The sequence below is a fragment of the Sphingomonas sp. J344 genome, assembly GCF_024700005.1.
GTDB lineage: Bacteria > Pseudomonadota > Alphaproteobacteria > Sphingomonadales > Sphingomonadaceae > Sphingomonas.
Genome location: NZ_JAJONB010000002.1, coordinates 652,502 through 671,664 on the forward strand (window position 1 = coordinate 652,502; position 19,163 = coordinate 671,664).

A 19,163-nucleotide genomic window follows, 5' to 3' on the forward strand; every position below is an offset into this window, starting at 1 on the left:
TCCCATGCTGCTGATCGACTGTCCCTGGTGCGGCCCGCGCGCGGAGCATGAATTTCGCTGCGGTGGCGAAAGCCCGATCGTGCGCCCGCAAGATCCGCAGGCGACCGACGACGCGGACTGGGCCGACTATCTGTTCCACCGCGACAATGCGCAGGGGGCGAGCTTCGAGCGCTGGCACCACCGCTTTGGCTGCGGCCTGTGGTTCAACGTCGCGCGCGACACGGTGACGCATCGCATCACCGCCGTGTACGGCATCACCGATCCCCGCCCAGTGCCGGAGGGGCAGCGATGAGCGGCTATCGCCTCGCGCAGGGCGGTGCGATCGACCGCAGCCGTCCGCTAAACTTCCGGTGGGAAGGGCGGAGCTATAGCGGCTATGCCGGCGACACGCTTGCGTCGGCATTGCTGGCATCGGGCGTCCGGATGGTGGGGCGCAGCTTCAAATATCACCGTCCCCGCGGACTGATCGCCGCCGGGCTCGACGAACCCAACTTCATCGTCCAGTTGGAACAGGGCGCACAGGCCAGCCCGAACCTCAAGGCACCCTATGTGGAGCTGTATGCCGGACTGGAAGCCGCACCTGTCAACGCCTGGCCCAGTCTGCACTTGGACCTGATGGCGGTGAACGGCGCGTTCAAGCGCTTCATTCCGGCGGCCTTCTATTACAAGACCTTCATCTGGCCGAGCTGGCGGCTGTTCGAGCCGCTGATCCGCAAAGCTGCGGGCCTTGGCGCGTCGCCGCAAACCCCCGACCCCGACCGCTATGCGCAGGCCGCGGCGCATACCGACGTGCTGATCGTCGGCGGGGGCGTTGCCGGGCTTGCCGCCGCGCAACATGCCGCAGCATCGGGCCGGTCTGTGATGCTCGTAACCGGCGGCGCGCATTGGGGCGGGCGGCTGGCGGGCACGCGCGAGAGCGTCGAGGGTCGACCCGCGCAAGAGTGGATCGCGGAGACGCTGCGCACGCTCGCCGCGCTGCCCAACGTCACGCTGATGAACCGCACGCTGGCGACCGGCCATTATGATCACGGGCTCGTCGCGCTGTGCGAGCGGCTGACCGATCACTTGCCCATCGCCGAACGTACCGGCCCGCGCCAGCGGCTGTGGCGGGTCCGCGCGGACCGGTTGATTCTGGCCACGGGCGCGATCGAGCGGCCCCTGGTGTTCCGGGGGAATGACCGCCCCGGCGTCATGCTGGCAGGTGCCGCCCGCGCCTATCTCCATCGCTACGCCGTGGTGGCGGGGCGCGAGATCGTCGTGGCGACAACCAACGACAGCGCGTGGCACGCTGCGTTCGATCTGGCCGGGGCGGGTGCGACGGTCACAGCCATTCTCGATTCACGCCCCTCCCCTCCCCAGCCGCTGATCGCGCGCGCCGAGGCGCTGGGCATCGCCATCCACCTGCGCACTGCCCCGGCGGAAGCGATCGGGCGAAACGCCGTCCGCGCGGTGCGGCTCGGGCGAGTCTTTCCCGGCGGGCGGATCGTCGGCGAGACGGTGACGCTATCGTGCGACCTGTTGCTGATGTCGGGCGGATGGAGCCCGGCGGTGCATCTGCATTCGCAGGGCGGCGGGCGGCTCAAGCTCGATCCCGGCCTCCACAGCTTCGTTCCCGAACGCTCCAGCGCACAGCTCAGCATCGGTGGCGCGGCGGGCGAGCTCCAGACCGACGCAACTGTTGCCACCGCGCGCAATACGAAGGCGGAGCGCACCCTGGAGTCCCGCCATCCGCCCCTGTGGTCGATCTCCGAACACGACACTCCCGACGACGCTTCATGGGTCGATTTCCAGAACGACGTGACCGCAGCCGATATCGCACTCGCCGCGCGCGAGAATTTCCGGTCGGTCGAGCATCTCAAACGCTACACCACGCTCGGGATGGCATCCGATCAGGGCAAGACGTCCAACGTCAACGGCATCGGCATTTTGAGCGATTTGCTGGGCAAGCCGATCGAGGCGATCGGCACCACCAAATTCCGCCCGCCCTATGACCCGATCCCGTTCGGCGTCCTTGCCGGCCACCGCATCGGAGACGGCCTGCGTCCCCGCCGCCATCTGGCGATGCGAGACTGGCACGCGGCGCAGGGCGCGGCGTTCGAGGAATATGGCGGCTGGATGCGCCCCGCCGCCTATCTGCGCCCCGGCGAGACCGAGGCCGATGCCGTCCACCGCGAGGTGGTGCATGTGCGGAGCGGAGTCGGGCTGTTCGAAGCCTCGCCGCTGGGCAAGATCGAGGTCAAAGGCCCCGACGCCGCCGAATTTCTCGACCGTATGTATGTCAACCGCATCGGCACGCTGAAGCCCGGACGCTGCCGCTATGCGATCCTGCTGACCGAGAATGGGGTGGTGTTCGACGATGGCGTGGTGACGCGGATCGCCGAGGATCATTTCCTGGTCGGCACCACCAGCGGCCACGCCGCCGCCGTCACCGAATTGTTCCGCGAATGGCTGCAGTGCGAATGGACGCATCTGCGCGTGCTGGTCGAGAATGTCACCACCTGCTGGGCGGTCGCCAACATCGTCGGCCCCCGGTCGCGCGCCGTGCTGGAGCGGCTGGGGGGCGGCATGGATGTGTCGCGCGAGGGATTCCCCACATGACCGCAAAGCAGGGTGTTGTTGGGGGCATTGCGGCCCGCATCGCGCGGGTCAGCTTCACAGGAGAACTGTCATTCGAGCTTGCGGTCCCGTGGCGCAAGGCAGCAGTGCTGTGGGACGCACTGGAGACCGCTGGCGCCCCCGAGGGGATCACTCCGTTCGGGGTCGAGGCGCTGATGACCATGCGGATCGAGAAAGGCTATCTCCATATCGGGGCGGACACCGACGGCACGACGCTGCCGCAGGATATCGGCTTTGGCGAGATCATGCGGAACAAGCCGACGGACTTTGTCGGCCGCCGCTCTGCAAACCGCCCGGACGGGCTGCGCGACGATCGCCGCGTCTTCGTCGGCCTCACCGTGAGCGACGACAACCCCGCACCTCTTCCCATCGGCGCGCATGTGCTGCCCGCGGGAGCGACGCGGTTACAGCCCGGTGACGGCTGGGTGACATCGAGCATCCGGTCGCCGACGCTCGGCAAGCCGCTGGCCTTGGCAATGATAGTGCGGGGACAGGCGCGAATGGGCGAAAGCGTCCGCATTTGGGATCTCGACAATTGGCGCGAGGCCCGCATCGCGCCGGTCTGCAGCTACGACCCCGAAGGAGCGCGGCTCGATGTCTGATCCCATCCTGCCCGCATGGTGTCGGATCGACCGCGCGCTGACACTGGTCAAGATTCAGATTCGCGACGCGCCTGACGCAGAGGCTCGGCTTGCCGCACTGTTTGGCGTGCCCGCTCCAGCCAGGAATTGCTTCAGCGCAAGGGACAGTGTCGCTCTTGCGTCCATCGCACCCGGCGAATGGCTGCTGACCGACAGCAGCGGCGAGGCCGGACCGCACCTCAGCCGAATTCAAGCGACAATGTGCGACCAGACCGCGCTGTGTCTCGACCTGACCCATGGGGTGATCGCATTCCGCCTGAACGGACCCGCGGCGACCGCCTGCCTGGCTGCCTATACCGCGCTCGATCTGCGCGATGCGGCCATGACGACGGGCTCCGCACTTCGCACCCGCTTCGGCGATATCGGCATATTCCTCGTCCGCACCGATGACTCGCCCACCTATCTGCTGATCGCCGACCAGAGCTATGCGCCCTATCTGCTCGAACTGATCGCGCGTAGCGACTGGAAGGCGCAATGACCCTTGCACACTGTACACGCTGCGTGCTCCGCTTCCGCTGTCCCGACCAGCCGGGCATCCTTGCCGGCGTCTCGTCGCTGCTGGCGGCCAATGGCTGGGACATTCGCGAAGCGGCGATCTATGGCGATCCTGACAGCGGCATCTTCTTCGTCCGGACCGAACTGGCGAGTGACCGGGCGGTGATTGCCGACCTGTCCCTCCACCTCGCCCCGGTAATCGCGACGCTGGCGCTGGACTGGGAAGTCCATGACATCGCCGAACCGATGCCGGTGCTGATCGCGGTGTCGAAGTTCAACCATTGCCTGATCGACCTGATTCACAAGGTCGAGATCGGCGCGCTGCCCATCCGCATCGTCGGGGTCGTGTCCAACCACGATCAGGAGCGCGACTATGTCGAATGGCACGGAATCCCCTATCATCACTTGCCCGTCGACCGCGCCGACAAGGCGGCGCAGGAGCGGCGATTCCTCGATATCATCGGTGACAGCGGGGCCGAACTGACCGTGCTTGCCCGCTACATGCAGATTCTGTCGGACGATTTTGCGGCGCGCATCGACGGACGGTGCATCAACATCCACCACAGCTTTCTGCCCAGCTTCAAGGGCGCGAAGCCCTATCACCAGGCCAAGGCGCGTGGGGTCAAGCTGATCGGTGCGACCGCGCATTACGTGACCGCAGACCTCGACGAGGGCCCGATCATCGAGCAGGACGTGCGCCGCGTCAGCCACGCGACAACCGCCGACGAGATGGTCGCGATCGGCCGCGAGGTGGAGGCATCGGTGCTCTCCCGCGCCGTCCGCTGGCACGCCGAGCACCGCGTGATCGGCAACGGGAGCCAGACGGTCGTGCTCACCTGAAGACGCATTCGACTGTTGCGCAGAGCAGTTTCCCCTCGCCTTTCGCGCTTGCCGCGTTAAACATCTCGGCCAGCTGACAACGTTATCAGGAGAGGGCCATTGGCCGCACCCATCATGGATATTAGCTCGACCGACCCGCAACCGGGCGATGCGAGCACACAGGGGGTCAATGCCCCGGACCTTCAGGTCTTCGTCTTCGCGCTGTTCTTCATCTTCGGCGGCATCACATCGCTCAACGACGTGATCATTCCCAAGCTGAAAGAGCTGTTCACGCTCAACTACACCCAGGCGATGCTGATCCAGTTCTGCTTCTTCACCGCCTATCTGGTGATCGGCATTCCGGGCGCCAAGCTGGTCAAGAAGCTGGGCTATATGCGCGGCGCAGTGGCGGGGCTGGTCATCATGATGGTCGGCTGCCTGCTGTTCATTCCCGCGTCGCAGACCGCGACCTATGGCCTGTTCCTCGGCGCGCTGTTCGTGCTGGCGAGCGGGGTGGTGATCGTTCAGGTCGTCGCAAATCCGCTGATCTCGCTGTTGGGCAAGCCGGAAACGGCGCATAGCCGTCTGACCTTCGCTCAGGCGTTCAACTCACTGGGCACCACGATTTTTCCGATCGTCGGGTCGATCCTGATCCTGGGCAGCCTTGCCACGGTTACCGCCGATCAACTGTCGGGCTCCGATCTGGAGGCTTATCGCGTCGCTGAAAGCAAGGCGATCATGCACGGATATCTCGGCATCGCCGCCGCGCTCGCGGTGGTCGCGGGCGCAGTCTGGCTGTTCCGAAATCGCCTGAAGGGCGAGCGGCACGAGGCCAGCGCGGGCCTTGCGGGATTGGACCTGCTAGGTCGCCCGCGCTTCGGCTTCGGCGCACTCTGCATCTTCCTGTATGTCGGTGCCGAGGTGTCGATCGGATCGCTGATCGTCAACTATCTGATGCAGCCGGGCGTGATGGCGTTGCCAGAGCAAGCCGCCGGAAAGCTGATCGGCTTTTACTGGGGCGGCGCGATGGTCGGGCGGTTCATCGGATCGGGCCTGATGCGCGTGATCAGCCCGGGCAAGCTGCTGGCATTCTGTGCGATCGGCGCGGTCGCACTGATTTTGATCTCGACCAATACAGACGGCAACGTCTCGGGCTACAGCCTACTCGCAGTCGGCCTTATGAACTCGATCATGTTCCCGACAATCTTCGCGCTGGCGTCGGAACGGCTGGGCAGCCGTGCGGCGGACGGGTCGGGGATCATCAATATCGCGATCTTTGGCGGTGCGGTGATCCCGCTCGCCACGGGCGCGATCGCCGATATGACCGGAAGCCTGGCCATCGCCTTTGCGCTTCCGGCGTTGTGCTACGCGGTCATCGCGGGCTTCGGCTACTATGCCCGTCGCCCCTATGACGGGCCGGTGGCTGGATAAGGGTCGAGGTTGCAGCAGCTCCCTGCTCCGGCCGCCGTGCCGAGAAAGGGAGCTGTCTGGCACCACAGCTGATCCAAAACGATCGAAGGGGCCGGCGGAGGGATCGCACCGGCCCCTTCTTCGGGGGATATCGCGGGGGGTGTGCAATGTGCACGCCCCCAATTTCATGTCAGGCCGCGATCGCGTCCTGGCCGGGCAGACCCGGCATCGCGTCGACCCAGTAATCGTCGACCGAACATCCCGGCACCAACGAGGGCGCACAAAGCAGCGCGACGCAATCGGCGAGCTGCGGCGCTTCGACCGGACCGATCGTCTCCTCGACCATCGCCTCGCAGCCGCCCGGTGCAGCGAGCAGACGCTCACGCGCGGCGTGCCACAGGCGATCGGCGTCGGACAGCGTCAGCGTAACAGACACACGAAACTCGGGCTGCGGACCCATCCCCCACGCGCGGCGGTCAGGATCATTCTTCAGCTTGTGCGTTTCACGCGGATCCATCCAGCTCGTTCCCTGTCCTCGAGCGCTAGTATCTCGCTAACCAAATGCCGGTTTCGTTGCCGGAGCGAAATACTGCGCGATTACCTATCGTAGTAATACGGGGTGGGTTCCGGTCGCGCGGGCGCGTCTTTTCTGCCCCCGGTCAGGCAGCGGCGCTGGTCGCAGACAGGCAACCGAGCGCGCGGGCATGCGCACCGACGATGCACAGTTCGGCATAAAGCCGGTCCCACATCGTCGCGGGGATGGTCAGCAACGCATCGTCGAGCAGATGGCGGCGCACCTCGATCCGGACCACCGGGTCGTGCGTCAGGCTGAAGATCGCGGGCAGCGGACCAAACGAACTTTCGTCGGGAAGCTGCTGGCGTCCCGCAAGACGCGCGGCGACCAGATAGCCGCAGAGCAGGTCCGCGCCATGCACGTCGAGCCGGACTTCGGCGTCGAGGTCGGGGCGGCCGAGACGGATCGACGGGCCGCGTGCCCCGGTTTCGATCGTCACACGAAGGCGAATGCCGGTGGCGTCGATAATCTCACGAATGCGGGGGGCGCTGGTTACCATGCGAATGTTATAGAAAGGTCATCACTGACACGGGTGTAGATACGGAGAATTTCGTCGCAAAAATCAAAGGCACGAATCGGTCACCGCCGGTGGGCATGTGGGGGCAAGACCAAAAAAACGGGCCGGAATGCTTGCGCATCCCGACCCGCCTTTGTCAGGGCAGATGATATTAACGGAACAGCGACGTGATCGTCTGCGGCGCCTGGTTGGCAATCGACAGAGCCTGAACGCCCAGCTGCTGCTTGACCTGCAGCGCCTGGAGCCGTGCCGATTCCTTCGCCAGATCGGCGTCGACGAGGTTGCCGATGCCGCTCTCGATAACGTCCGACAGCTTGCCGACGAACGTCTGCTGGCCCTCGATCTTACGCGAGGCAGCGCCCAGAGTGCTCATCTTGGTGTTGATGGCAGCAGCCTGGGTCTCGAGCGTGCCGACCATCGTCTCCGCCGTTGCGGCGTCGGTGAAGGTGGCGCCGATCGCGGTCACGACCGCAGTCATGTCCTGGTTCGCAACGTCGAGCGTCGCAGCGGCCATATCGGTCGACTGCAGCGCGGCGACGGTGCCGCCAGCCGCCTTGAGCAGATTGGTTCCGTTGAACTCGCTGGAATCGATCACAGTGTTGATCTGATCCTTGAGGCCATTGAAATCATTCGCCAGTGCGGTGCGGCTGTTTGCATCCAGACCCGCATCCGACGCCTCGATAGCCTTCGACTTCATCTGGTTGACGAGGTCGGAGATCTGCTCGGCGCCGGCCACCGCGACGTCAACAGTGCTCTTCGCACGGTTGAGCGACGAACCAACCGCCTTCAGGCCGCCCATGTCGCCGCGAAGCGTCTGAGCGATTGCGAAGGTGGCCGAGTCGTCCTTGGTCGACGCGACGTTCATGCCGGTGTTGATGCGGCTCTGGGTGGTAGCCAGGGACTTGTTGGTCGAATTCAGGCTCTGGAGAGCCGCCATTGCGCCAACGTTGGTGTTAACGGAAAAGCCCATGATCATATTCCTTCTGGAAAGAGTGGCCGCTTCTGCAGCCAGGTCCTAGACGCAGGCCCAGCGACGGCCCGCACAGCGCGGTCCGCCCTTGCATTTTGGGAGGTCGGACACCGATCCGGTCGCGAGCAGGCAAAATTGATGGTTAGCAGGGTGTTAAGCCGCCGCAGCGGGAATCCCCGCGCCCCCTAAGCACGTGATTCCGGGGCACATGCCGACCGAAAGGGCCGGGCCGGGTCTATATTGGGTGGACACGGGACCGCTTCGACGATCCCCCCCGCGACACCATCAAAGGCACGAAATCCGATGCAGAACTGGCCGATCTGGCGCAAACTCGCCGCTTCCTTCCTCGTCCTCCTCCTCACCTTTGGCGGCGTCAGCGCGCTGATCGTCAACGCTATCGGTGGACTCGAGACGGCGCAGACCGAAAAAGCGAATGCCCATACCGGCGCCCGCGCCAGCCAGACCCTGCTCTATCTGACGCTGGAACAGATGAACGCCGTGCGCGGCTTCACTATCCTGGGCCAGCCGGCGTTTTACGAGACCTATGTCGAAAATCGCGACAAGGTGAATGTGGCAGTGGACGAAATCCGCACCGTGTCGCAGGGTCATGATTTCAACGGCTTGATCGACGAATATGCCGCCGCGACCGCCGAGTGGCAGAAGGACAAGCTGGAGCCGACAATTGCGCTGGCCCGCAACCCGGCGACCCGCGTGGAGGCGCAGGAACTGGCAGGCAAGAAGCAGCTCACCCGCATCCGCGATGCGATCAAGGCACTCGATGCCGCGCAGAAGGCGCGCGTCGAAGCCGCCGATGCGCAAGAGGCGAGCCTGCGGGCCGGGGTCCGCTGGACCTTGGGCCTGGGCATCGCGATCATGCTGGCGCTGTCGGGCGGGCTCGCCTTTCTGCTCAACCGGTCGATTGCGAAGCCGGTGGCCGACATGGTCGGCAAGATGGGCCGCCTCGCCGCCGGCGATCATGCGGTCGAAGCCGAGACCGGCGACCGCCGCGACGAGATCGGCGACATGGGCCGCGCGCTTCACGTCTTCCGCGACGCGGCCATCGCCAAGGAAGCCGCCGACGTTGCCAAGCGCGCCAACGATGCTGCGCAGAAGCAGATCGTGGACCTGCTGAGCGGCGCGCTCAAGCGGCTGTCGGCGGGTGACGTATCGCACAGCATCGACGCCGATGTCGCTCCGGCCTATCGCGGCCTGCGCGACGACTATAACAGCGCGATCGCGGGTCTGCGCAACCTGGTCCATGCGGTCAGCCAGAGTGTCGAGGCGATCCGCACCGGAACCAGTGAAATCGCCAGCGCCACCAACGACCTTGCCCGCCGCACCGAGAGCAACGCTGCGTCGATCGAGGAAACCGCTGCAGCCGTCACCCAGATCGACGGCAGCGTCCGCGCCGCTTCGGTCGCAGCCGGCGACACCGTCACCCGCGCAGATCGCGCGCATGGCGCGGTCGTCTCGGGCCGTTCGGTCGCCGAGGAAGCGATGCAGGCAATGACCCGCGTCTCCGACAGCGCCAAGGGCATCGACGACGTCATCGAGGGCCTCGACAAGATCGCCTTCCAGACCCGCGTCCTCGCGATGAACGCCGCCGTCGAGGCGGGTCGCGCGGGCGAGGCAGGCCGTGGCTTCGCGGTCGTCGCCGATCTCGTCTCCGCGCTCGCGATGCGCGCCGAGGAGGAATCGAAGCAAGCCCGCGAACAGCTGACCGCAACCCAGGTCGATATCGAAGGTGCGGTCGAGGCGGTGCGCCGCGTCGACTCCGCTCTGGTCGGCATCGCCACCGATGTGGAGGAGGTCAACAGCCTGCTCGGCACGATGGCCGAGGGCAGCCGGTCGCAGGCGACGGCGGTCAGCGAAGTATCGGGCGCAATCCAGTCGCTCGACAGCGCGACGCAGCAGAATGCTGCGATGGTCGAGGAAACCTCTGCCGCCGCCCGCACGTTGAGCGCCGAGGCCGACCGCCTTGCCGAGCATGCGAGCGCGTTCCAACCGGTGTCGGGTGCAAGCCACGTGGCAGCCCCGCTGAACCTGGCCGCATAGCCGCCTACCCCTTTCGCGCTTCCATCCCAGAGCGCGAATGGCCCGCCCTTCGTCGCGCGACCCTCTCCCTCGAGGTCGCGCGGCGGATGGGCGGGCCGAATGGTTTTGGCGTAACTAGCTCACCGCCCGCCAGAAGCGTCGCTGCCCGCGCGCCGATAGACCTGCTCGCCGCCAACCCATGTTTCGATCACGACGGCCTTGCGCAGCTCGGACGGCGAAGCCAACAGCGGATCGCGATCAATGACGATGAAGTCCGCACGCATGCCGGGCGCGAGATGCCCGAACTTCGTTTCCGCGAAACCGGCATAGGCCGCGTCGAGCGTGAAGGCGCGCCAGCTGCGTTCGCGGGTCAACGCTTCCTCCGGTCGCCAGCCGCCGAACGGCTGGCCCTGTGCGTCTTGGCGGGTGAAGCCGGTCGCCCAACCCTCGAACGGATTCGGGCTTTCGACCGGATAGTCGGAGCCAAACGCGATCCGCGTGCCGTTGGTCAGCATCGACTTCCACGCATAGGCCCCGGCCAGTCGCGCCAGGCCGACCCGCGCCTCGGCCATCGTGCGGTCGCTGCTCTGGTGGACCGGCTGCATCGACGCGATCACGCCCAGCCTGGCGAAGCGGGCGAGGTCGGCAGGATCGACCACCTGGGCATGCTCGATCCGCCAGCGGCGGTCGCCCTTATAGGTGTCGCTGACCTCGGCAATCGCGTCGAGCACCTGCTGGTTCGCACGGTCGCCGATCGCGTGGATCGCGAACTGGAACCCGTCCATCGCGCCGCGCACGATCAGGTTCGACAGTTGCGCATCGGTGAGGAACGGCAGCCCGCTATTGCCCGGTGCATCGGAATACGGCGCCTTGAGCCACGCCCCGCGCGAGCCGAGCGCACCGTCGGTGTAGAGCTTGATCCCGCCCATCCGCAGCTTGTCGTCATACAGCCACGGCGTCGGGCCGCTGCCGCCGACGCGCAGCGCGGTTTCGACCCCGTCCGAATAGGACATGATCCGCATCCGCAGCAGCCCGCGATCGCCCATCCGGCGATAGGTCAGCCAATCGTCGATGCTGGTGCCCATGTCCGCGCTGGCCGTGACGCCCATCGACAACAGGATCTCCTGCGCCTTGACGAAGGCGGCGTTGCGGTCGCGCGGCGTCGGCTGGGGCAGCGCCTTTTCAATCAGCTCCATCGCCGCATCGACGAACACGCCGCCGGGCTTGCCCGCGACCAGCTCGATCCGGCCACCTGCGGGCGATTTGGTCGCGGCGGTAATCCCGGCCGCCTTCATCGCGGCGCTATTGGCCCAGCCGGCATGACCGTCGGCGCGGACCAGCCAGGTCGGGACTTCGCCGGTCGCGGCGTCCAGCTCGGCTGCAGTCGGGAAACGGCCCAGGCCCCACACTTCCTGATTCCACCCGCCCCCCGGTGATCCAGCGGCGGGTCGTATTCTCGGCAGCATAGCGGCGGATCGCGTCCTGTGCCTCCGCCAGCGACTTGGTCGCCGACAAGTCGAGTGCGAGCGCACGGAAGCCGAGGCTCATGACATGGCCATGCGCGTCGACCATGCCCGGGATGACCACGCGCCCCTTCAGGTCGGCGCGCCAGTCGGGACGTTCGGGCCGCTTCTCGCCGCGCTTGAGCAGCTTCACGACCTTGCCATCCGGCGACATGACGATGCCGGTGAAGCGCACCACCTCCCCCTCCTCATTCAGCGTCATGCCATCGACATTGTCGACCAGCGCGTCGGCGAGTGCGGGGGATGGCAGGAGCAGCGCGGCGATCAGGGCGAGCGAAACGGGAAGGCGCACATGGGTCTCCGATGCGGGGCCGAGGTGAAGCTGGCCTTCGCGGGACTTTCGAATAGGCGGTGTTCCCCCGTCGCGCCAGATGGTCTAGGGCCGCGCCACCGGCCCGGCGGCGTTTCCGGGATTGCGAAAGTTTCACAATGGCAACTCAGGCTGCGTCCGACCCCACTCCCCTTCCCCTCGCTCTGGCCGATGTGCAGATGGCGGCGGAGCGGATTGGCGGGTCGATCGTGCGCACGCCGACGCTGCACAGCAAGACGCTGTCGGACCTGACCGGCGCTACGGTCTATTTAAAGTTCGAGAACCTTCAGTTCACTGCGGCGTACAAGGAGCGCGGCGCGCTCAACACGCTGTTGCAGTTGGACGATGCGGCGCGCGCAAAGGGCGTGATCGCGGCGTCGGCGGGCAACCACGCGCAGGGGCTGGCTTATCACGGCAACCGCCTGGGCATCCCGGTCACGATCGTGATGCCCAAGCCGACCCCGACGGTGAAGGTCACCCAGACCGAGGGGCATGGCGCGAGCGTGATCCTGGAGGGCGAGACGTTCGACGAGGCCTATGCCCATGCGCGCCAGCTGGAGGCGAAGAACGGCTATACCTTCGTCCATCCGTTCGACGATCCGCGGATCATGGCTGGTCAGGGCACGGTGGCGTTGGAGATGCTGGCCGACGCGCCCGCCATCGACACGCTGATCGTGCCGATCGGCGGCGGCGGGCTGATCTCCGGCATGGCGACCGTCGCCAAGGCAGCGGATCGCGCGATCGAGGTGGTCGGGGTCGAAGCCGAGCTGTTCCCGCCCGCGTACAACCGGATCAAGGGCACCGACCTTCCGATCGGTGGCGATACGCTGGCCGAGGGGATCGCGGTGCGCGAACCGGGCGGCCTGACCATGAAAGTGGTCGAGGCCCTGGTCGACGACATCGTGCTGGTCAGCGAGCGCAAGCTGGAGGAATCGGTCAGCCTGTTGCTCCAGATCGAAAAGACCGTGGTCGAGGGCGCAGGCGCGGCGGGACTTGCTGCGTTGCTGTCGAACCCGGAGCGGTTCGCGGGCAAGACCATCGGCGTCGTGCTGTGCGGCGGCAATATCGACACGCGTTTACTGGCGAACGTGCTCCTGCGCGATCTCGCGCGCTCGGGTCGCCTGGCGCGGCTGCGCATCCGGTTGCAGGATCGCCCCGGCGCGCTGTTCCATGTCAGCCGCATTTTCCACGAACAGGGCGTCAACATCATCGAGGTGTACCACCAGCGCGTATTCACCTCGCTTCCCGCCAAGGGGCTGATCACCGATATCGAGTGCGAGACCCGCGACGGCGCGCATCTCGACCGGCTGATGGCGGCGCTGCGGGCGGCTGGCTATGCGGTCAGCATGGTCGAACTCGACTGACATTTATCCACGACAAAGGGACGAATTGAATCGCACGTGCGGCGAAGCGAGTCGGCGCGCCCTTTCCCGCCGAGTCGCGGCTGGCCTATAACGGAGCGGTGGCACGTCCTGCGGCCGCGCAACCCATTAAGATCACTTGCGCGGCGTTAACCCATTTTCATGGTAAATCCGCTTTTCAGGACGAATCGACCGCTTCATAATGGCCCCCGTTCCAGTTGGAACATCGGCGAAGAAGGGGCTGAAATTCGTGACCGCACTGACCCGGTTCCCACGGTTTTTCGTGACCAGCCCCTCGACCTGCCCGTACCTTCCCGGTCGGCAGGAGCGGAAAATCTTCACCGAGCTCAATGGCCCGCATGCCGGCGAACTGAACGACGCGCTGGGCCGGATCGGGTTTCGCCGCAGCCAGTCGGTCGCCTATCGGCCGAGTTGCGTCGGGTGCAACGCCTGCCTCTCGGTCCGCGTCGTCACCGATCAATTCCGCCCCAACGCGACCCAGCGCAAGCTGATCCGCCGTCATTCGGACCTGTCGGTCACCGCCTGCCGCCCCTGGGCGACCGAGGAGCAATATGCGCTGCTGCGCCGCTACCTCAGCGCGCGCCATCCCGGCGGCGGCATGACGATGATGGATGAGACCGACTATGCCGACATGGTCGAGCAGTCGCCGGTCAGCACCTATGTCATCGAGTATCGCGAGCCCGAGGAGCTGGGCGGCGCATTGGTCGGCGCGTGCATCACCGACCAGCAGGCCGACGGCCTGTCGATGATCTACAGCTTCTTTGCCGCCGACCATCCCGAGCGCCAGGGTCTGGGCAATCTCATCATCATGGACCACATCGTCCGCGCGCGCAGCGCCGGGCTGCCCTATGTCTATCTCGGCTATTGGGTGAAGGGCAGCGAGCGGATGGCGTACAAGACGCGCTATCGTCCGATGGAGGTGCTCGGCCCGAACGGCTGGTCGCCGATGCCCGAAGATGCCTCCGCGACGGTGCCCGAGGCTCCCGCCGCGCCCCAGTCGCTCAAGCTGCGCGCCTTCGCCTGACCTGACTCGTCGCTTGCGCTGACCAACCCACTGCTTCACGCTGCGCAGTGAGGGGGGACGGGTGATGGCGTCGTCTTTCGTCATTCTGGCTGCGATGGCCGGACTTGCTCCGGGTCAGGTGGATGCGTCCCCGCAACCCCAGGTGGTGAGCGAGGCAGATGCCATCGCGGCGGTGCTCGCGACCTTTCCCGAGGAGGTGCAGCGCGCGATCCGGTTACAGGACCCGCGCGAAATGACGCGCACGGCCCGCCCCTATATCGAACGTTGCGTCCCCGGCGGCGACGATCCGCTGCGTTGTCTGGGGCTGCTCGGCATGTTGTCGATGACCCTGGTCGCGGTCCGCGATTACGATGCCGCGCGCGACATGGCGCGGCGGGCGCTGGTTCTGGCACAGGCGGCGCAGGACCCGGTCGAGACCGCCGGCGTGCGCTGGGTTGCCGCCAAGGTGGAATATGGCGCGGGCAATTTCGAGGAAGCCGAACGCGGGTTTCGCGAGGCGCTCGACATGTATGCGGCGCTTGGCCCGGAAACCCTGCCAGTCAGACTGCGGGTCGAGGTTGAGCGGGTGCAGCTACTGCTGACCCTTCAGCGTACCGCCGAAGCCGAGGCGGCGGCCAAGGCGGTGATCGCGGCGGCGGCCGAACCCGCACTCATCGAATTGCGGGTGATGGGACAAATTCAGCTCGCGCTCACGTGGGTGGTGGCCCGGCGCTATGCCGAGGCGACTGCGGGCTATCGCGAGGTCATCGCCGTCATTGAAGCGGTAGGCGGCGCCGATCACCCCGCGATCGTCGGTGTTCTGAGCGATCTCGCGATGGTCTACACACTCGAGAAGCGCAATGCCGAGGCGGTTGGGACGGTCGAACGCGCCGACCGGATTGCCCGGGCGCATTTCACCGAGACCAACCAGATCCGCCAGATGATCGCGGTCAATCGCGGCGCGCTGCTCGCCCGGCTGGGGCGATGCGGCGAGGCGGAGCCGGTGTTGCGGCCGGCCTATGCCGCCTTGCTCGACCGGCGCAGCTGGATTGGCGCGGTCGCCAGCCTTGGCCTTGCCCGCTGCCTCAGCCAGATGCCGGGCAAGGAGGGCGAGGCGATCGCCCATATCACGGCCAGCATTGCCTTCCCGCTCGACCGGCTGGCACGGAGCACCGGCTTCACCCCCGGAGCGGCGCGGGAATTCGCCAACTACACCGAGATCTTTCGCGAGAAGGTGGCGGTGAATTGGCGGATATCGAAGCGTTAGGCGTCGCCGTTCATCGCTTCGACCTGCAGCTCGACGGACAAATCCTCGATCCCCGCGCCCTGTCGGATGCCCGCCACAGGCGCAGCGCCGTTGAAGTCGAGGGCGGTGGCCATGCGGACATAATTGGCGTCAGGGCTGATGCCCGCCGAGGGGTCGAAGCCGACCCAGCCCAGCCCCTCGACCCAGGCTTCCGCCCAGCCATGCGCGGGGCAGGTCCCCTCGCCGCACTGGCGATAGCCCGAGACATAGCGCGCCGGGAGGCCGAGGGAGACCGCGCCGGCGATGAAGATATGCGCAAGGTCGCGGGCATTGGGTTCGGCCAGCAGAGCCTCCGCGGCGCTCGCCCCGGTGTCGGGCAGATCCTTGGCCTCTGGAAAGCGCTCGGCGAGCGCGAGGTTCCAGCGATGAAGCTGGTCGAGCGCCGCGCCGCCGGCCGCTGCATCGCGCGCCAGTGCGGCAAGCTCCGCATTTGGGGTCGTGCGCTGCGTGGTCCGTTGAAACAATTGCGGCGGCAGCGGCTCGTTGCTTCCGCGCACCACCCCCTCCGCCTCGACGGTCAGCACCTGTCCGGCCACGTTGATCGCAATCTCCGCGATCGGCCCCTCGGCATAGAGCATGGTGACATGATTGCCGAACCCGTCGATCGCGTCGCGCAGCCGGACATCGCAATCGACGTCGATGCGCCAGTCCACCACGGTCTGGTCGTGGGTGTCGCCCGGCGTCAGGCGTAGTGTCTGGACCAGCCGCTGCTGCGGCGTGCTGAAGCGGTAGCGGGTGTGGTGGTCGATCGCGAGCCGCATCAGATGAACCTGAACTGCCGCGCAATGGCGGCGTCGAGCAACGCATTCTCACGGATGAATGCCTGAAGATATTCGTGCAGGCCGCTGACGATCACTTCGTGCGCGCGGGTCTTCTGCATCCGGGCAATGCGCGCGCGGGCCATGCGGTCGGCCTCACCCTGAAGGCCGGTGCGCTTGGCGAGCGCGTTGAGCTGCTCGACCACTTCCTCGACGCATCCGGCGAGGCTGCGGGGGCAGTTCGGCGCGAGTGATCAACAGGTCGATGACGTTCGAGGGCCGGAGGCCGTCGCTGTAGAGCCAGCGATAGGCGGTGACTGCCGACACGGTCTGGAGGATCGTCGTCCACTGATCGCGGTCGACGACGCCGCCGACCGCCTCGCCCTCGGGCAACAGCAAGTGGTACTTCACGTCGAGCAGCCGCGCGGTGTTGTCGGCGCGCTCGATCGCGGCGCCGAGCTGGATCAGCATCGTAGCTTCATTGCCCATCATCCGGTGGATCGCGCCTTCGAACCCGCGCGCTTCGGCCATCACCCCCTCGACCAGCGCCAGCGTGGTCGCGGTGCCGCCCGGGCTGACGCGCTTGGCGAACAGCAGCCACAGGCGGTTGATCGCGGTCCATGCCTCGCGGGTCAGTGCGGTACGGACAGCGCGGGCATTGTTGCGCGCCTGTTCGAGGCAGCGGACGATCGACCCCGAATGGCTCATGTCGAGGGTCAGGAAATGCGCCACCGGCTGCTGGCTGACCGAATGATGCGCCACGGCGAACGCCTCTTCGGTGTACGTCACGCGCAGTGCACTCGCCCAGGCGGCCTCCCCCGCCGGGCGGGCGGACAGGGCGTCGAGGCGCACGGTTGCCTCGACCAGCCGGGCGATGAAGTCCGCGCGCTCGACATAACGGCCGAGCCAGTAGAGCGACGCTGCGGTGCGGGAGAGCATGCGCATCAGCCGACCACCTGCGTCTGTTCCTGTCCCTGCACCGGCCCGTCGGGCATCAGCACGAAACTGTCCTTGGTCCCGCCGCCCTGGCTGGAATTAACGACCAGCGACCCCTCTTTCAGCGCGACGCGGGTCAGGCCGCCGGGAACGACGCGGACGCCGTCGGAGCCGGTGAGGACGAAGGGGCGGAAATCGACGTGACGCGGCGCAAGGCCGGTCTCAGTCACCGTCGGCACGGTCGACAGCGCGAGGGTCGGCTGGGCGATATAGCGGTGCGGTTCGGCGACCAGCGCGGCGCGGAACGCCTCGATCTCCTTCTTCGATGCGGTCGGGCCGACGAGCATGCCGTATCCGCCGGAACCGTCGACCAGCTTGACCACGAGTTCGTGAAGATGGTCGAGCGTGTATTTGAGCGCATCGGGCTCGCGGCAGCGCCAGGTTTCGACATTGGGCAGCTTCGCTTCGCCGCCCGAGTAGAATTTCACGATCTCCGGCATGTAGCTGTAGATCGCCTTGTCATCCGCGATGCCGTTGCCCGGGGCGTTGACCAGCGCGACATTTCCGGCGCGATAGGCGGACATGATGCCGGGGACGCCGAGCATCGAATCCGGCCGGAACACCAGCGGGTCGAGGAAATCGTCGTCGATGCGGCGATAGATGACATCGACGCGGACCCGCCCGGCGATGGTTTGCATATAGACGACATCGTCATCGACCAGCAGGTCGGCGGCCTCGACCAGTTCGACACCCATCGTGTCGGCGAGGAAGCTGTGTTCGTAATAGGCCGAGTTGAAATGGCCGGGGGTCAGGACGACCGCGACCGGCTCTCCCCCGCGCCGCCGTTCGGGGGCGACCGAGACCAGGGTTTCGCGCAGCATGTCGCTGTAGCTGTCGACCGCCGCGACGCGGAAATCGCGGAACAGTTCGGGGCAGAGGCGGATCATCGCTTCACGGTTTTCGAGCATGTAGGACACGCCCGACGGGGTGCGGGCATTATCCTCCAGCACGAAGAATTCGTCCGGACCGGTGCGGACCAGATCGATGCCGCAAATATGCGCCCACACGTCGTGCGGCGGGCGGATGCCGGCGACCTCGGGGCGGAATTGCGGGTTGGTCAGCACCAGCTCGGGGGCAGCACGCCCTCTTTCAGGATGCGGCGCTCGCCATAAATGTCCTGGAGGAAGGCGTTGATCGCCTCGACCCGCTGGATCAGCCCTTCGGATAGCCGCGCCCATTCGTCGTGCATGAAGATGCGCGGCACGATGTCGAAGGGGATGATCCGTTCACTGGCATCGGTGTCGCCATAGACGGCGAAGGTGATGCCGAGCTGGCGAAAAGTCGCTTCGGCCGATTGCTGGCGGCGGTGGAGTTCGGCATGCGGGGTGTCGGCCATCCAGCGGGCAAGTTCGGCGAATTCGGGTCGCGGCTTTGCCGGACCTCCCTGCCCCCAGATTTCGTCGAACGCGCGGCCTTTCCCCATCAAGCCTCCATAGTGCCCAGGTGTCGGACAAGTTCCATGCTGCAATGCTTTGCTGCGATGCACAAGGGGGTCAGGTGCGGGGTGTTCCGACGAAGCTGACGATAAGGGGGGGTGTTTTGGGGTGAGGCGACTGGGAGGCGACGGGTTTGGAGCGGGGAGGCGACTGCGGGGCGACATTGGCGCGACGGGGCCGCGACCGGGCGGAGACAGTGGCACGACGGACTGACAACAGCCACGCGACAGGTACGCGACGCGGGGACGACGCCCGCGCGTCTCCCTGACGAGAATATCGAATAGTGAGGGAGCACGCGTCAGATTCACGATCGGAACAGATCATGAAAATTCCAACTTGTATCCAACAAAGTGCAGGGCCAACGGCTCTCCGA

Annotated in this window: 14 protein-coding genes and 3 pseudogenes; 10 read left to right on the forward strand and 7 right to left on the reverse strand. The window is 66.2% G+C overall.

The genetic code is table 11. From position 1 onward, the window contains the following. Positions 1 to 4: 4 nt before the first annotated feature. From LRS12_RS19270 to LRS12_RS19295, 6 genes are all read left to right on the forward strand, one after another. Positions 5 to 292, forward strand: a complete 288-nt coding sequence (locus tag LRS12_RS19270; protein WP_257846081.1) for a sarcosine oxidase subunit delta — start codon at positions 5 to 7, stop codon at positions 290 to 292. Then, the gene (locus LRS12_RS19275) at positions 289 to 2,598 is read left to right on the forward strand and encodes a 2Fe-2S iron-sulfur cluster-binding protein (protein ID WP_257846082.1); all 2,310 of its coding nucleotides are present in this window, start codon (positions 289 to 291) and stop codon (positions 2,596 to 2,598) included. The genes LRS12_RS19270 and LRS12_RS19275 overlap by 4 nt, the downstream gene beginning before the upstream one ends. After that, the gene (locus LRS12_RS19280; RefSeq protein ID WP_257846083.1) at positions 2,595 to 3,218 is read left to right on the forward strand and encodes a glycine cleavage T C-terminal barrel domain-containing protein; all 624 of its coding nucleotides are present in this window, start codon (positions 2,595 to 2,597) and stop codon (positions 3,216 to 3,218) included. The genes LRS12_RS19275 and LRS12_RS19280 overlap by 4 nt, the downstream gene beginning before the upstream one ends. After that, complete coding sequence (locus LRS12_RS19285; RefSeq protein ID WP_257846084.1) at positions 3,211 to 3,735, forward strand: sarcosine oxidase subunit gamma; 525 nt, start codon at positions 3,211 to 3,213, stop codon at positions 3,733 to 3,735. Before LRS12_RS19280 ends, LRS12_RS19285 begins: the two co-directional genes overlap by 8 nt. Then, positions 3,732 to 4,592 carry a formyltetrahydrofolate deformylase gene (gene purU / locus LRS12_RS19290; protein ID WP_257846085.1) on the forward strand — a complete coding sequence of 287 codons (861 nt, stop codon included), beginning with the start codon at positions 3,732 to 3,734 and terminating at the stop codon, positions 4,590 to 4,592. Before LRS12_RS19285 ends, purU begins: the two co-directional genes overlap by 4 nt. 114 nt (positions 4,593 to 4,706) lie before the next feature. Beyond that, the gene (locus LRS12_RS19295; protein ID WP_257846199.1) at positions 4,707 to 6,002 is read left to right on the forward strand and encodes a sugar MFS transporter; all 1,296 of its coding nucleotides are present in this window, start codon (positions 4,707 to 4,709) and stop codon (positions 6,000 to 6,002) included. 169 nt (positions 6,003 to 6,171) lie between these two features. Here the strand turns inward: LRS12_RS19295 and LRS12_RS19300 are convergent, their stop codons facing one another. From LRS12_RS19300 to LRS12_RS19310, 3 genes are all read right to left on the reverse strand, one after another. Beyond that, positions 6,172 to 6,498: a hypothetical protein gene (locus tag LRS12_RS19300; protein ID WP_257846086.1), complete on the reverse strand. Its 327-nt coding sequence runs from the start codon at positions 6,496 to 6,498 to the stop codon at positions 6,172 to 6,174. A gap of 142 nt (positions 6,499 to 6,640) precedes the next feature. Further along, on the reverse strand, positions 6,641 to 7,054 hold the full coding sequence (locus LRS12_RS19305; protein WP_257846087.1) for a hypothetical protein: 414 nt from the start codon (positions 7,052 to 7,054) through the stop codon (positions 6,641 to 6,643). A gap of 169 nt (positions 7,055 to 7,223) precedes the next feature. Then, positions 7,224 to 8,042, reverse strand: coding sequence for a flagellin (locus LRS12_RS19310; protein ID WP_257846200.1), 819 nt, complete (start codon positions 8,040 to 8,042; stop codon positions 7,224 to 7,226). A 303-nt stretch (positions 8,043 to 8,345) separates the two neighbouring features. Between LRS12_RS19310 and LRS12_RS19315 the strand changes: the two genes are divergently transcribed. Continuing rightward, entirely contained in the window at positions 8,346 to 10,097 is a 1,752-nt protein-coding gene (locus LRS12_RS19315) for a methyl-accepting chemotaxis protein (RefSeq protein ID WP_257846088.1), read from the forward strand. Between the two features lie 119 nt (positions 10,098 to 10,216). On the opposite strand, the pseudogene LRS12_RS19320 reads toward LRS12_RS19315, so the two are convergent. Then, positions 10,217 to 11,891: pseudogene (locus LRS12_RS19320) on the reverse strand (amidohydrolase). A 137-nt stretch (positions 11,892 to 12,028) separates the two neighbouring features. On the opposite strand from LRS12_RS19320, the gene LRS12_RS19325 reads away from it, so the two are divergent. The 3 genes from LRS12_RS19325 (at position 12,029) to LRS12_RS19335 (ending at position 15,561) form a co-directional block, all read left to right on the forward strand. After that, the gene (locus LRS12_RS19325) at positions 12,029 to 13,273 is read left to right on the forward strand and encodes a threonine ammonia-lyase (RefSeq protein ID WP_257846089.1); all 1,245 of its coding nucleotides are present in this window, start codon (positions 12,029 to 12,031) and stop codon (positions 13,271 to 13,273) included. Between the two features lie 247 nt (positions 13,274 to 13,520). Continuing rightward, entirely contained in the window at positions 13,521 to 14,315 is a 795-nt protein-coding gene (locus LRS12_RS19330; RefSeq protein ID WP_257846090.1) for an arginyltransferase, read from the forward strand. 64 nt (positions 14,316 to 14,379) lie between these two features. Continuing rightward, positions 14,380 to 15,561 carry a tetratricopeptide repeat protein gene (locus LRS12_RS19335; RefSeq protein ID WP_257846091.1) on the forward strand — a complete coding sequence of 394 codons (1,182 nt, stop codon included), beginning with the start codon at positions 14,380 to 14,382 and terminating at the stop codon, positions 15,559 to 15,561. Here LRS12_RS19335 and LRS12_RS19340 read toward each other — a convergent pair. The 3 genes and pseudogenes from LRS12_RS19340 to LRS12_RS19350 form a co-directional block, all read right to left on the reverse strand. After that, complete coding sequence (locus LRS12_RS19340; protein WP_257846092.1) at positions 15,558 to 16,361, reverse strand: transglutaminase N-terminal domain-containing protein; 804 nt, start codon at positions 16,359 to 16,361, stop codon at positions 15,558 to 15,560. The two genes, LRS12_RS19335 and LRS12_RS19340, sit on opposite strands and share 4 nt — an antisense overlap. Further along, positions 16,361 to 17,297 (reverse strand): annotated as a pseudogene (locus LRS12_RS19345) (alpha-E domain-containing protein). Before LRS12_RS19345 ends, LRS12_RS19340 begins: the two are co-directional and overlap by 1 nt. A 5-nt stretch (positions 17,298 to 17,302) precedes the next feature. Further along, positions 17,303 to 18,777 (reverse strand): annotated as a pseudogene (locus LRS12_RS19350) (circularly permuted type 2 ATP-grasp protein). Positions 18,778 to 19,163: the final 386 nt, after the last annotated feature.

Excerpts from the sequence above, each read along its gene's own strand:
- LRS12_RS19315 (WP_257846088.1), top strand. The coding sequence starts at position 8,346 with ATGCAGAACTGGCCGATCTGGCGCAAACTCGCCGCTTCCTTCCTCGTC.
- LRS12_RS19335 (WP_257846091.1), top strand. The coding sequence starts at position 14,380 with ATGGCGTCGTCTTTCGTCATTCTGGCTGCGATGGCCGGACTTGCTCCG.
- purU (WP_257846085.1), top strand. The coding sequence starts at position 3,732 with ATGACCCTTGCACACTGTACACGCTGCGTGCTCCGCTTCCGCTGTCCC.
- LRS12_RS19285 (WP_257846084.1), top strand. The coding sequence starts at position 3,211 with ATGTCTGATCCCATCCTGCCCGCATGGTGTCGGATCGACCGCGCGCTG.
- LRS12_RS19305 (WP_257846087.1), bottom strand. The coding sequence starts at position 7,054 with ATGGTAACCAGCGCCCCCCGCATTCGTGAGATTATCGACGCCACCGGC.
- LRS12_RS19340 (WP_257846092.1), bottom strand. The coding sequence starts at position 16,361 with ATGCGGCTCGCGATCGACCACCACACCCGCTACCGCTTCAGCACGCCG.
- LRS12_RS19275 (WP_257846082.1), top strand. The coding sequence starts at position 289 with ATGAGCGGCTATCGCCTCGCGCAGGGCGGTGCGATCGACCGCAGCCGT.
- LRS12_RS19300 (WP_257846086.1), bottom strand. The coding sequence starts at position 6,498 with ATGGATCCGCGTGAAACGCACAAGCTGAAGAATGATCCTGACCGCCGC.
- LRS12_RS19310 (WP_257846200.1), bottom strand. The coding sequence starts at position 8,042 with ATGGGCTTTTCCGTTAACACCAACGTTGGCGCAATGGCGGCTCTCCAG.
- LRS12_RS19325 (WP_257846089.1), top strand. The coding sequence starts at position 12,029 with ATGGCAACTCAGGCTGCGTCCGACCCCACTCCCCTTCCCCTCGCTCTG.
- LRS12_RS19280 (WP_257846083.1), top strand. The coding sequence starts at position 2,595 with ATGACCGCAAAGCAGGGTGTTGTTGGGGGCATTGCGGCCCGCATCGCG.
- LRS12_RS19270 (WP_257846081.1), top strand. The coding sequence starts at position 5 with ATGCTGCTGATCGACTGTCCCTGGTGCGGCCCGCGCGCGGAGCATGAA.
- LRS12_RS19295 (WP_257846199.1), top strand. The coding sequence starts at position 4,707 with ATGGATATTAGCTCGACCGACCCGCAACCGGGCGATGCGAGCACACAG.